The organism is Parabacteroides sp. ZJ-118 (genome assembly GCF_011038785.1).
Lineage (GTDB): Bacteria > Bacteroidota > Bacteroidia > Bacteroidales > Tannerellaceae > Parabacteroides.
In genome coordinates, this window is the sequence record NZ_JAAKDT010000002.1 from 134,643 (window position 1) to 148,359 (window position 13,717).

The 13,717-nt window shown below is 51.5% G+C and carries 8 protein-coding genes; 6 read left to right on the forward strand and 2 right to left on the reverse strand.

Annotation, left to right across the window (positions count from 1 at the left end; translation table 11 throughout):
- Positions 1-55: 55 nt before the first annotated feature.
- Entirely contained in the window at positions 56-1,402 is a 1,347-nt protein-coding gene (gene mgtE, locus G7Y39_RS01435; RefSeq protein ID WP_165154353.1) for a magnesium transporter, read from the reverse strand.
- Positions 1,403-1,417: 15 nt separating this feature from the next.
- Complete coding sequence (gene rsmA, locus G7Y39_RS01440) at positions 1,418-2,218, reverse strand: 16S rRNA (adenine(1518)-N(6)/adenine(1519)-N(6))-dimethyltransferase RsmA (protein WP_165154355.1); 801 nt, start codon at positions 2,216-2,218, stop codon at positions 1,418-1,420.
- A 95-nt stretch (positions 2,219-2,313) separates the two neighbouring features.
- Here rsmA and G7Y39_RS01445 point away from each other — a divergent pair, with 95 nt between their 5' ends.
- From G7Y39_RS01445 to porU, 6 genes are all read left to right on the forward strand, one after another.
- On the forward strand, positions 2,314-3,330 hold the full coding sequence (locus G7Y39_RS01445; protein ID WP_165154357.1) for a lysylphosphatidylglycerol synthase transmembrane domain-containing protein: 1,017 nt from the start codon (positions 2,314-2,316) through the stop codon (positions 3,328-3,330).
- Positions 3,331-3,377: 47 nt separating this feature from the next.
- Positions 3,378-4,832, forward strand: a complete 1,455-nt coding sequence (locus tag G7Y39_RS01450; protein ID WP_165154359.1) for an aminoacyl-histidine dipeptidase — start codon at positions 3,378-3,380, stop codon at positions 4,830-4,832.
- Positions 4,833-5,785: 953 nt separating this feature from the next.
- Positions 5,786-8,692, forward strand: coding sequence for a DUF6383 domain-containing protein (locus tag G7Y39_RS01455; RefSeq protein ID WP_165154361.1), 2,907 nt, complete (start codon positions 5,786-5,788; stop codon positions 8,690-8,692).
- 285 nt (positions 8,693-8,977) lie between these two features.
- On the forward strand, positions 8,978-9,628 hold the full coding sequence (locus G7Y39_RS01460; protein ID WP_165154363.1) for a redox-sensing transcriptional repressor Rex: 651 nt from the start codon (positions 8,978-8,980) through the stop codon (positions 9,626-9,628).
- Positions 9,629-9,631: 3 nt separating this feature from the next.
- Positions 9,632-10,246: a fumarylacetoacetate hydrolase family protein gene (locus G7Y39_RS01465; protein WP_165154365.1), complete on the forward strand. Its 615-nt coding sequence runs from the start codon at positions 9,632-9,634 to the stop codon at positions 10,244-10,246.
- On the forward strand, positions 10,243-13,656 hold the full coding sequence (gene porU, locus G7Y39_RS01470) for a type IX secretion system sortase PorU (RefSeq protein WP_165154367.1): 3,414 nt from the start codon (positions 10,243-10,245) through the stop codon (positions 13,654-13,656). The genes G7Y39_RS01465 and porU overlap by 4 nt, the downstream gene beginning before the upstream one ends.
- The last annotated feature ends 61 nt before the right edge of the window (positions 13,657-13,717 follow it).

Below are 13,717 nucleotides of genomic sequence, written 5' to 3' on the forward strand. Positions count from 1 at the left end.
AAATAGTTGCAAATCAATCGAATAACCGGAACCGGGCCTGCGGTCGTAATACCTGTCAAGCCAATGCGGAGGTGATGAACATATAAATCATCATGCCGATAATATCGTTGGTAATGGTGATAAACGGTCCGGTCGCCAAGGCCGGATCTATCTTCAGCTTATCCAAGGTCATGGGAACCAACGTGCCGAATATGCTGGCGAATATTACGACGGCGAATAGGCTTAAAGATACGGAGGCTGTGATCCCCCGGTCTCCCAGCATGAAGAAGTTGTAAATGAACACGACCAGGCTGATGATGCTGGCATTGATTAACGAGACTACGGACTCTTTTAGGATTTGCGGTACGATATTCCCCTCCTTCAAGGTGTTGTTTGCCAAACCCTGTACCACGATAGCGGAAGATTGTATACCCACGTTCCCACCGGTACCACCGATCAGCGGGATAAATAGCGCCATCTTCGGGTTCGTGGCGAAACTGCTCTCGAAACTACCGAGGATAACGGAGTTGCCCAGCCCTCCGATCATGCCGATCAGCAGCCAAGGCAGGCGGGCGGCGGTTTGGGTGAATACATTATCCGAGGTCTCCACGTCTTGCGAGATACCGGATGCCAACTGATAATCGCGCTCGTGTTGCTCGCGCACCTCATCCATGACGTCGTCGATCGTGATACGTCCTACCAGACGTCCGATACTATCGATTACGGGCAAGGCTACCAAATCGTATTTTTCGATGGTCTCCGTAACCTCCTCGATACTGTCGCTGTCGCGAACGGAGATCGGCTCTTTTTTCATGACGTGCTTGATCTTGGAGACAGATGGGTGGGTGATCAGTTTCTTCAGGGGGAGCACGCCTTTCAGCCGCTCGTCGTCGTCCACTACATATACATAATAGATCTCGCTCATCTCCTCCGCCTGCTTGCGCATCTCGTCGATACATTTGGGCATACTCCAATTCTCATTCACCACGATCATCTCGGTACCCATCAAACCACCGGCGGTGTCCTCGTCGTATTTCAGCAAGTCCACGATGTCGCCGGCCTGCTCTACGTCTTCGATATGCGAAAGGATCTCCTCTTGGGTGTCCTCGTCCAACTCACGCATCAGGTCAACGGCGTCATCCGTTTCCATGTTGTCTACGAAACGCTTGGCGATAAGCTCATTGGGAAGTTCCTTCAATAATTTATGACGGTCTTCCTCATCCAGCTCCATCAAGACATCCGCCGCCTTGTCGCCATCCATCAATAGATAGAGATAAATGGCCTCTTGCAAGTTCAGTTCTTGATAAAGCTCGGCTATATCGGCAGGATACAGTTCATGCAGCACCTCCTGTGCCTTCGCGTCATCTTTGGCCTCGATGATGCTTTTCAGGTTCTCGATGTAATCTTTCGTCAGTTCGATCATGGGACTCTTATGTTATTATAGGACATCAACAGCCTGCTTCCCCAGGTGCTTTTGGCTGATCAAGGTCAGTTCTACGAATTGCTCTACGGACAACTGCTCCGGGCGCTTGTCGAATATCGGCAAGGCGTAATCCGGGCAATCACTACCCAATAGAGGTTTCATGGAATTACGAAGCGTTTTCCTTCGTTGGTTGAATGAGGTCTTTACCACGGTCTTGAATAACCTCTCGTCGCATCCCAGCTCCCCGCGGTCGTTACGGGTCATTCTCAATACGGCGCTTTTTACCTTTGGTGGCGGATCGAATACATTCTCGCTGACGGTAAAGAGGTATTCCACGTCGTACCAAGCTTGGAGCAATACGCTCAGGATTCCGTACGTCTTGCTGCCGGGACCCGCCGCCAGGCGTTCCGCCACCTCTTTTTGTAACATCCCCGAGCAACAGGGAATCCGATCCTTATAATCGAGGACCTTGAAGAATATCTGGCTGGAAATATTATAGGGATAATTACCGATCACGCAAAACGGACCCGGGAATAGTTTCGAGAGATCCAATCTCAGGAAATCCTCGGCGATGATGCGCCCTTCCAGATCGGGGAAATTCCGGTTCAGGTAACCTACGGATTCCAGGTCCAACTCGACAACGGTCAAATCATGCCCCGCCTCCAGCAAGAACCGGGTAAGGACTCCCATCCCCGGCCCGATCTCCAAGACCGGCAAGGATTTGAAGGTATCGAGTGTGCCCGCAATACGCTGTGCTATTTGCAGATCCTTTAGGAAATGTTGTCCTAATGCTTTTTTGGGTTTAACTAATCTCATCCACTTTTCGGTGTAATGTGTTTGTTTTTAAATATTATGCTTATCTTCGCGGATGCGCAAAAGTACAATAAATAATTTAAAGTTCCCTATGCCTAATGGATTTTAAGAGCATTCTACGTACGTTCCTGAAGATAATTCTACCTTTAGCCTTCGGCTGTTTCCTCCTTTGGTTTTTGTATCGGGAAATGGATATCACCGAGATTTGGCGAGTCGTCAAGGAGGGGGTCCGTTACGACATTATTTTGGTTTCTTTACTGTTTGGCTTATTCGCCAATATCGTCCGCGGCTTACGGTGGGGATTGCTGATCAATTCCTTGGGCGAGCGTTTCAAGATGAGCAACGTGATTTACGCCGTGCTGGGTAATTACGCGGTGAATCTGGTATTGCCCCGTGTCGGTGAGGTTTGGCGTTGTGGCGTGATCACGAAATACGATAAGGTCTCGTTTACCAAACTTTTAGGTACGCTGTTGATCGACCGTGTGAGCGATACGCTCATGGTCGGTTTGATAACCTTGCTGATATTCATATTCAATATAAGCTTCTTTACGAGTTTCTTCGCCAAGAACCCGGCTTTGCTCGAAGGGTTCCAATCCATGTTCAATTCGATGTGGATTTATGGGGCGGTGATAATTTTTGTCGTTGTAATTTGGTTTGTATTCACTTATATGAGTAATTTTACGCTGGTACAGAAAGCCAAAGGCATGTTGAAGAATGTATGGACCGGTATGAAGAGTATCTGGTACATGGAGCATAAGGTGCGTTTCGTGATAGAGACGTTATTGATTTGGGGGGGGTATTTCTGTTACTTCTATATAACGTTCTATGCGTTCGACTTTACCAAGGACCTGGGTATCGTGGTCGGGCTGATCACGTTTACGATGAGCAGTATCGGCGTGGCGGTGCCTGTCCAGGGCGGTATCGGGCCGTGGCATTTCATGGTGATCGCTACCTTGGTTTGTTTCGGCGTGAACGAGAACGACGCCGCGGCGTTCGCCCTGGTCGTCCATACGGTACAGACGGCATGGACGGGATTGTGCGGGTTGTTCGGCGTGGTGGCTCTGCCGCTTATCAACCGGGAGAGCAAAGAGGCTCCGGTCGTTGTTTCGCGATGAATACAAGGTATGTATTAAATATGAACTGAACTAAATTATTAACATCTATGTCAGCAGAAATCAAAGATCTATCTCCGAAGCATGTATGGGGTTATTTTTATGACCTTACGCAAATCCCCCGTCCGACCGGACATATGGAGGCAGTAACCCGTTTTGTGATATCCTTTGGTAAAGGATTGGGATTGGAAACCCTGCAAGATGAGGTGGGTAACGTATTGATCCGTAAGCCGGCTACGCCCGGAATGGAAGGTCGTAAGACCGTGACGTTGCAGTCTCATCTGGATATGGTTCCTCAAAAGAACGCTTCTGTAAAGCATGATTTCGAGAAAGATCCGATCGACGCTTATATAGACGGTGATTGGGTGACGGCCCGCGAGACGACTTTGGGGGCGGACAATGGCATGGGCGCCGCGCTGGCGATGGCCGTGTTGGCGGACGACAGCTTGCGCCACGGGCCGATCGAGGCCTTGTTCACGATCGATGAGGAACAGGGCATGGACGGCGCTTTTGGCTTAAAACCGCGTTTCTTAACGGGTGATGTTTTATTGAATTGCGATTCCGAGCAGGAAGGGGAGTTGTTCGTAGGTTGCGCGGGTGGCGTCAACGTGAATATCTCTTTCCAGTTCAAGGAAGATACGTATATCCCGGAAGGCGACGTGGCCGTCAAGGTTAGCTTGGCCGGCTTGAAAGGAGGCCATTCCGGCGTGGATATTCACCTGGGGCGCGCGAACGCGAATAAATTGATCTTCCGTTTCTTGAAAGAGGCGGTTTGTGATTATGGCGCCCGTTTGTCTTCCGTGGCGGGTGGCTCCTTGCCGAACGCTATCCCTCGCGAGGCTTCTGCCGTGATAACGATTCCGGGTGATAACGTGGAGTCTCTTTGGGAGCTGGTGGCTGATTACCAAGATCTGTTCCGCACGGAGTATAGGGGTGTGGAGGATCCGATCGATTTCGTCGCGGAGATGGTTGAATTGCCCTCCACGTTGATCCCGGAGGAGATACAGGATGATTTGATCAACGCGATCGAAGGTTGCCAGAATGGTGTGATCAGCATGTTGCATGATTTCCCGGGTACGGTTGAGTCCTCTTCCAATTTAGCGATCGTGAAGACATCGGATGGGTTGATTGAGGTGAAGCTCTTGGTGCGTAGCTCATCCGAGTCTCGCAGGGATTCTGTTTGCTCAAGTCTGGAGAGTGTATTCGCCTTGGCGGGGGCCAAGGTAGAGGAGTCCGGTCATTACAATGGCTGGCAGCCTAATATTAATTCCCCGATCTTGAATTTGATGCAATCTGCTTACCAGGATTTGTTCGGTAAGGAACCTGAGGTAAAGGTGATGCATGCCGGGTTGGAATGCGGTATCATCCAAGGCGCCTATCCGGATATGGATATGGTTTCTATCGGGCCGGATTTGGAGCATCCGCACTCACCGGACGAGCGAGTGAATATTCATTCCGTACAGAAGACCTGGGAGCTTATCACAGCCACATTGGAGAGAATCTAAGGATCTCTCTTCCCTTGATAGATATTGAAAAGCCCTCCAGTCCTGTTCTCGCTAACCAAATGGTTAGAGGAACGAGGGCTGGAGGGTTTGTCTTGAAAACGGCTGTTATCCTGACTTTTTGCTTGATAGAAGGCTTGAATCGTGACAATCCCTTTTCGCTGACATCGCGAAATAGAGGGAAAGGGGAGGTGATAATTGGTCTTTTTCATGGAAAAGTACGGTTTTTTACGCACGATATGTGGCAAAAGCCCGCGTGTATAGTTGCGTTGGGCAACGCCAATGCCTGCCGTTGGGCATTGTAAACCGCCGCGAATAGGGTTGGAGATAGCCGTGAATGGGCATTGTAACCCTGTTAGAACCCAGTCGTAATCCAATGGAATCGCCTGAAAAAGTCAATAGATATGAATTACGATGAATGATTTTCGCTAGAATGAAAGGTTGTTTTTCGACATTGTCTTGTCAATGAGCGAATTGTCGATTTTTTCTCGCATATTTGCCGATGAGTCGTACGTTAGCCTGGAAAAATCGATTCTAGGGAGGTTTAGTTTACAAATTGTCAAAATGTCAAAAGGGAAAGTTTTCAGCAGATGTTAGACCGGGAGAGGAATAACTGTTGATATGCACGTGCGTACATTAATGTTCACAAAGCTTCAAAACGGCGAGCTTAAACCTTCGTTTAAATCTTGCATTTGCAAAGGTACGCGTTTCTTTGACACTTGCAACCCTTATCCATTATTTTTTTACATCCTTATTCGCTTTCTTATCAATACAATAGCCTATCACGTACAAACCCATCGCTTCCTCATACGAATGCTGTTTCGAAAGGATAAAAAAATGCAAGATTTAAACGAAGGTTTAAGCTCGCCGTTTTATACGGTGGATTGAATACCTCCGAATGATGTAATAGCTTGATTATCTTAATAAACACTAGTATTAATATTAATTTCAGTATTATGAACAAAAAGTTTTCTACTCTTTTGGCAGCAGCCTTGTTGGGTACTTTTACCGCTTATGCGGCGGGTCCGGCAGATGGTAAGTTGCATCAAATCAAAATTGGAAACGGTGATGAAGTTCTTTCTGTTGTAAAGAACAAAGCGAAAACAGCTGATAGCTTGGTAGTTGCGGATGCTCCAAATTCTTCTGACATCATGAAGGATGCTTACAAGAAGTCTTTATGGAAATTTGTTGAAGGTAGCACGGATAACACGACTGCCAAGGTATGGACAATTACGAACTACGCTACGGGTAGCGTATTGAGTTTGGATCTTTCCAAGGAAGGTACCTCTTTCGTAAGTGGAGGCCAGTCTAAATGGTTGGTTTCTAGTAATGGTGAAATCCAAGCAATCAAAGGCGGCGAGACCTATTCTATCCAATTGCAGTATTTGGATGAGGAGGGTAAGGTCGTTGGGAGTGCCGTTGAGGATGGTGACACTCGTGTGATTGTGAAAAAAAATGAAAATGCTACTAAGTTTACTATCGCGACTCCGGATGCTGTTGGTGCAATGACGGCTGGACAGATCAATGGTTTGTATGGAACTTCTTCTGTTTTTGATTTCGATAAGGACTTGGATGGTAACCCAATCGATGGCGTGGCTTTTCGTGCCGCTGCCGCTAAGGGTGCTGAGGGTGAAGAAATCGAAAACTACGTTACACTTCGCTTGAACAACGGCAAGTATTTCGTGGTGGATACCGCTAAATGGTACAATGCCGTTTCTGATGATGAATATTGGAAATTGACAACAGACGTTCTGCCCACGAAACCTGCTGAAGCCGATTCTAAGAACAGTGCTGTTACAGCAAATCTTTTAGAGAATGGCCGTGCCGTCGAGCTTTACGCTTTCAAGGTGAAATTGGATATCGCTTCTGGCTATAAGATGACGATCTATCCTTACGCTGTGCCTAAATACGCTCCTATGGATCCGAAAGAGGATAAAGCACATAAGGGTATGTCTTATGGTATAACGAAGAATCCGGAAGGAACTGATGGTACCGCTCGTGCCTTGGTTGCCGGTAAGTTCGCTTCTTCTACGGAGGTTCTTTCCGCTACGATCGTGGCTGAAGGCGAAGACAACATGGTTGACGCCACGGCTACATTTGGCGAGGTAGAGGCTCCGGAGGCTTTGGATGCTGACTATACTTACTATGTACAGGATTATAATAAGTATGACATGGAGGCTAGTGAGAGTGTCGGGAAATTAGTGAAGAATACGAACTACAAGAGATACTACATGCTGACTTGCGATGGTGAACAAGGCTATACAAAGTCTTCTTTGGCAATTCCGGCTTACATGTGGAACTTGGAGGAAAATGCGGTTATGGCTAATATGATGGATGCGGAAACCCAGATTGGCGAAGGTGCTTCTATCTATCTGATTAATGAGGAAGAAGGTCTTTATGCATTCGATGCGGATACGGTTAAGTTGACGAAGGGTCCGAAAGTAGCAGACGCTCAGAAGATGGGTTACAAGGTAGTAACTAAGGCAGACGAGGTAAATGGCGCGTTGTCATTCCGTCTGGTATCTCAATTGGCTGACGATTTGTACATGGTTTCTAATAAGAATGTAATGTATGTAGCGAACAGCGAATTGGCAGATGCTCAGAAACTGAAAGTCGTGGCTGCTGAAGCTGAGGGTGAGGATTATGAGACCGTAGGTAACGACGTTGTTAAGCCAACTTATAAGGTTACGGATCGTTTGGGTAAGAAATTCTTGACTTTGTCGGATGACAAGTTTGTCTTGGCTGAGAATGAAGAGGAGGCGTTGGTTGTATCTTTCTTAGCCACGGGCAAAGAGAACCAATACAAGATCGTTTACGTAGCGGGTGAAGGTGAAGAAGCAGAAGAGAAGGCTATCACGGCTAATGCCGCTACCGGTATTTTGGAAGAGGATGGACTTTGCGCTACAGACCGTGTAATCTTCGAGTTCGCTACGAAAGAGGCTCCTACTTATGGCGCTCCTGCTATCGGTCACGTTCAGATCACTACTTTGGAGGATGATAACAAGATGATCGCTAACCAGAAAGATGGTTACGCAGCCTTGAAGTCCGTAGGTCAATCTATCTTGAAGAGCGATGAGTATACGACAGATACGTTGACGATGTGGTTAGATACTGCTTGTGTGACATTCGACGAGACAATGCCGTTGTATTACATCTCTACAAAGACATTTACACCGGAGGCTGAGACTCGCAATTTCTTGATCAACCCGAGAAACTTCGTTAAGGATTACGATCAATTGGATGAATATGACCAAGCAGAGGTTGCTGACGCAGAAGAAAAATATGTATTTGAGAAGGGTGGCTTCTCTGGTTACTACGCTGCATTCAACGCCGCTTCTGTATGTGGTGTGGATTCCATCGCTATCAATGGTGACACCATCGATAGGGTAGAGTTGAACCCGGCTGCGATCGCGTTCGAGGTTGCCGCTGAGGTCAGCGATGAGGCTTACCGCATCGTTTCCAAGCAAAAGGTTCGTAATTATGAATTTGATCCGGAGGCTGAGGAAGGTGAGGATAATAGCAATTTCTTTGATGAAGAAGAGTCTGACTTGTACTTGGCTCAATTGAATAACGTGTTGTTCTGGACAGAAAACCAAGATGAGGCCGAGATCTTCGTAATCAACCGCGCTTCTACTCCGACTGCTAACGAAGGCATCGAGGCTGAGTCTTCTGTTGAGGTTATCGCCGGTAACGGTACGGTAACCGTACAGGGTGCCGCAGGCCAGACCGTGACGATCGCTACGGTTCTTGGTAAGACCGTTGCTAACGAGGTGGTTGCTTCCGACAATGCTACGATCGCCGCTCCGGCAGGCGTAGTATTCGTGACGGTTAACGGTGAGACTACGAAAGTGGTTGTTAAATAGGCACTATTGATATAGAATGCGAAAAGCATTTGAAGAAGATATATAATTCTAAAATTCCCGTGCGGAGATTTGTCTTCAAGTAGGCCGTGAGGTTGAACATGCGGGGATATTAATACTAAAGTAAAGAATTAAAGCTCTCCGTCAGTATTTCCGGGAGGCAAGAAAACGGACAAGAATAAGCCCCGGTCGGTTTCTCGATCGGGGCTTTTTTGGGTGAATCTCTTTAATTTTGTACTTTTGTGGACTCACAACACGAATGTTACACTTGAATAGGGAAATTAGACAATGACCGGCGGTGATAGGAGACAGGTATGGAAAGTGCCGGAACCTACGTTAAGGAGGTTGCCGTGGTACCTTGCGTTTGTAAAGCTGATGAAAGGGAGAGGGGAATCGTTTATCTCATCGACCCAGATCGCGAAGGAGATTAATGTGGATCACAGTCAAGTCGCCAAGGATCTCTCTTTCGTGAATATCTCCGGGAAGACGAGGGTGGGATACGATATTAACGCGTTGGTCGACGTACTGGAGGATTTCCTCGGTTTCACGTCCCGGCATAAGGCATTCCTGTTTGGGGTCGGGAGCCTGGGCGCCTCGTTGTTGCACGATACCGGGCTGAGTCAATATGGCTTGGAGATCGTGGCGGGCTTTGATGTCCGCGAGGAGCTGGCCGGGAGCATGATCAACGGCATTCCCGTTTTTCATATGGATGATTTTCCCGCCAAGCAAAAAGAATATGGCGCTACGATCGGGGTGATCACCGTGCCGGTGGAGAAAGCGCAGGAGGTGACAGACCGGATTATCGGGGGAGGGATCAAGGCGCTTTGGAATTTTACCCCGTTCCGCATACGGGTGCCGGAGCAGATCGTGGTACAGAACACCTCCATGTACGCGCATCTGGCGGTCATGTTTAATCGGTTGAACGCAATGAATCACTAAGATATGAAGATTATCGCCGTTGGAATGAACTATGCCGCTCACAATAAAGAGCTGCATCATTCGTTAGAGTTATCGGAGCCTGCTATTTTCATGAAGTCGGACTCCGCTTTGTTGAAAGATGGGAAACCCTTTTTTATTCCGGATTTCTCGTCGGAAGTTCACTATGAGACGGAGATCGTGGTACGGATCGACCGTCTGGGAAAGAATATCGCCGAGCGTTTCGCGCATCGTTATTACCAAGAGGTGACGGTCGGTATTGATTTCACGGCGCGGGATTTGCAGCGCGAGTTGCGCGGGCGCGGGCTGCCGTGGGAGATTAGCAAGGCGTTTGACCATTCGGCCGCGATCGGGACGTTTATCCCGCTGGAGCAAGCGGGGGATGTAAACCGGCTTCCGTTCCATCTGGATATCAACGGCTCGGAGGTACAGGCGGGCAACACCTCGGAGATGCTGTTTCCGGTAGATAAGATCATCGCGTACGTAAGTCGCTTCTTTACGCTGAAAATGGGCGATTTGATTTATACCGGTACACCCGCCGGCGTAGGTCCCGTGAAGATCGGCGATCATCTGGAGGGATACCTCGGCGAGCGGAAGCTGCTGGATTTTTATGTGAGATGAGAAGATTGATATATATATGCCTGATCGGCTTGTTGCTGGGCCCGCATGCCTGGGCGGAGGGCAGCCGTTACGCTTCCAGGTCCCTGTTATCGGAGGGGAGATGGGTGAAGATCCGGGTGGGTAAGACCGGGATCTACAAGTTATCCTACGCGGATCTGAGGGACATGGGTTTCCCGGATCCGTCCAAAGTCTCCGTCCACGGCTACGGAGGATGGCCCTTGGAGGAGGATTTCAGCAAGGAGTATATCGATGATCTCCCTTCCACCCCGGTCTGGCGCGGGAAGGAGTACCTGTTATTTTACGGGAAAGGGCCGGTGAAATGGGCCTACGACGCGTCGAGCCGGACATTCGTGCATACGAACAATCCCTATGCGTCGCACGGCTATTACTTCGTGACCGACGCCACCCCGACGGACGAGATGACCGCCGCGGCTCAAGTGAGTGGCGCCACGAACCGGATCACGACTTACGACGATTATCTGGTGCATGAGCAGGAACTGGTCTCGTTGGCGAAATCGGGCCGGGAGCTGTATGGGGAGGATTTCAGCGGAGCCACCCCCCGGACCCTGTCGACATTCTCCTCGATCCCGGGGATCACGAATGAAGACGCGAAGGTAACCATGAGCTTCGTATCCAAGGTCCCCTCGGGCACGGGCGTCGCCTCCTTGAGCATCAACCAGTCGCAGGTGCTGGACGTCTCGATCCGCTCGAACCGGGAGGAATACGTGAAGGCGCTGGAAGGCGTGGGCACGGCGGTCTGGAAGGGGGAGAAGCGCGAGAAGAACAGCGTGGTCGTCTCGTATAACTCCGCTTTCCACAGCAATGTGCGGCTGAACTACGTGCGGTTGCATTTCAAGCGGGCTTTGCGGCCATACGGGGCCTACACCTTTTTCCGCAGCGTCGCCTCTATCGGGAATGTCTCCCGGTTCGTGGCGCAAGGCGCGAACGAACATACCTTGGTCTTCGACGTGACGGACGCCCGGCGGGTGAAGCGGATGGAGGCGGAGTGGAATGGCTCCGAGCTTACCTTCTCCATCCCGGCCGGTGCCTTGCGGGAGTTCGTCTTGGTACAGACGGACCAGGAGTTTGCCTCCCCGGAGGTGGTCGGCGAGGTGGAGAACCAGAACCTGCATGGCTTGGCGCAGAAAGAGATGATCATCCTGGCGGCGAAAGCCTTCCGGACGCAGGCGGAACGCTTGGCGGAGGAGCACCGCGCGACCGACGGGCTGACCGTGGAGGTGGTGGATCCGCAGTCGGTCTACAACGAGTTCTCGAGCGGTACGCCCGACGCGACCGCCTACCGCCGGTTCCTGAAAATGTTCTACGATCGTAGCGCGTCCGCCGGGAGCGCTCCCAAGTACCTGTTGTTGTTTGGCGACGGGATTTACGACAACCGGGGGATCTGCCCGGACGTGAAAAATATAGCGAGAGACCATCTGTTGCTGACCTATCAGTCGAGAGCCTCCCTGTTTGAGTATTCAGCGTCGTTCCATCCCTCGGAGTTCTCGTATGTGACCGACGATTATTACGGGCTGTTGGAGGATGTGTCCGAGGAGGCGCTTACCCGGACGAACAGCCTGTGCGTAGGGGTCGGTCGCTTCCCCGTGCGGACGGTGGCGGAGGCTGCCCGGATGGTCGATAAGGTGATCGGCTATATGCGGAACCGGGACAGGGGCCGCTGGAAAAACCAGATCACCTTCGTGGCGGACGACGGTAACAACGCGGATCACTACACGAGCGATCACGCGAGACAAGCCGACGAGCTGGCCCGGTTTATCGAGGAGAACCAGGAGGCTTTCCTGACGAACAAGGTCTATTTCGACGCCTTCAAGCGGGATAACAGCGGTACCTATCCGGACGTGCGTAATCGGATCGCCGACCTGCTGAAGAGGGGCCAGCTGCTGATCAATTATACGGGCCATGGGAATACGACCGCCTGGTCCGACGAGTATGTGTGGACGCAGGCGGATATCCAGCAATCGGCCTATCCGAGGCTGCCGGTCTGGGTGACGGCCACGTGCGACTTTACCCGTTTCGACGACGTGAACACCTCGGCGGGAGAGTCGGTCTTCCTGAACGCCGCGAGTGGCGGTATCGCCCTGTTCACGACGACCCGCGTGGTCGTGTCCAGCGCGAACGCGGCCTTGAACAAGGAGCTCTACCGCGATCTGTTCGAGCGGGAGGACAAGGGGCGGGCCCGCACGCTGGGCGAGGCCCTGATGGCGACCAAGCGGAAGCTCTCCGGGGTGAACAAGCTCAATTTCATCCTGATCGGCGATCCCGCCTTGCGGATCTCCTACCCGGAGTACCGGGCGCGGGTGACCGCCGTGAACGGCCGGGCCGTATCGGACGAGCCCTTTACCTTCAAAGCCTTGGAGAAACTGACGGTGGAGGGGGAGATCGTGGATCCGCGCGGAGGCCGGGCGAGCGACTTTACCGGTATCCTGCAGGCTACGGTGCTGGATAGCCGGGCCGCGCTGACGACCTTGGGCAATAACACGGATGAAAAGGGCGACACGGTCCGCTTCTCGTATACGGATTACCCGAACGCGCTCTATATCGGGGAGGATTCGGTGCGGCGGGGAACGTTCCGTTTCTCCTTCACGGTGCCGAAAGACATCTCCTACTCGAACGAGCCGGGGAAGCTGAACCTCTACGCCTCCGACGCGGTTAACGGGCACGAGGCGCAGGGCTCTTTCTTGAATTACGTCGTAGGCGGTACCGCCGATCGCGCGGAGACCGATACGATCGGCCCCGAGATCCGGCAGATCTACTTGAACGACTCGAGCTTCGTGGCGGGCGGTCCGGTGAACGCGACGCCCTACTTCGCGGCCAGGCTGTGGGACAAGAGCGGCGTGAACCTGACGGGCAGCAGCGTGGGGCATGATATCATGCTGACGATCGACAGCATGCCTTCGCGGAGCTACAACTTGAACAACGACTACGCGCTGTCGCCCGATCGCGAGGGGGAGGGGCTGGTCCGCTTCTCCATCCCCGAGCTGGAGCCGGGCCTGCACACGGCCGAGTTCAAGGTGTGGGATATCTTGAACAACTCGACGACCCATACCTTCGCCTTTGAGGTGGTGGAGGGGTTGAGGCCGAACCTGGTCGAGCTGTACGCTACCCCGAACCCGGCGCGGGACCAGGTGGAGTTTTACCTGCGCCACGATCGACCGGAGACGGAGCTGCGGGTGACGGTGATGGTTTACGACCGGACCGGCAGGCTGCTGTGGAGCACGGAGCGGAGCGGCTCCTCCGAGGGCTTCAAGGCCTATGTCGTGACGTGGAACCTGACGGATAACGGCGGCAGGCGGTTGCGCCCGGGGGTTTATCTCTATCGGGCGGCCATTCGCGCGAATGGCTCGAGGGAGGCGACGAAGGCGAATAAATTAATCATTCTCGCACAATAAAGTAGCGGGTAATGAGTTTATAGTAAGCACGGGGGGGGAGAAGTGAGCGTGGGGAGGAAGG

Coding starts and splice junctions, on each gene's coding strand:
- mgtE (WP_165154353.1), bottom strand. CDS start 1,402: ATGATCGAACTGACGAAAGATTACATCGAGAACCTGAAAAGCATCATC.
- rsmA (WP_165154355.1), bottom strand. CDS start 2,218: ATGAGATTAGTTAAACCCAAAAAAGCATTAGGACAACATTTCCTAAAG.
- porU (WP_165154367.1), top strand. CDS start 10,243: ATGAGAAGATTGATATATATATGCCTGATCGGCTTGTTGCTGGGCCCG.
- G7Y39_RS01455 (WP_165154361.1), top strand. CDS start 5,786: ATGAACAAAAAGTTTTCTACTCTTTTGGCAGCAGCCTTGTTGGGTACT.
- G7Y39_RS01450 (WP_165154359.1), top strand. CDS start 3,378: ATGTCAGCAGAAATCAAAGATCTATCTCCGAAGCATGTATGGGGTTAT.
- G7Y39_RS01465 (WP_165154365.1), top strand. CDS start 9,632: ATGAAGATTATCGCCGTTGGAATGAACTATGCCGCTCACAATAAAGAG.
- G7Y39_RS01445 (WP_165154357.1), top strand. CDS start 2,314: ATGGATTTTAAGAGCATTCTACGTACGTTCCTGAAGATAATTCTACCT.
- G7Y39_RS01460 (WP_165154363.1), top strand. CDS start 8,978: ATGACCGGCGGTGATAGGAGACAGGTATGGAAAGTGCCGGAACCTACG.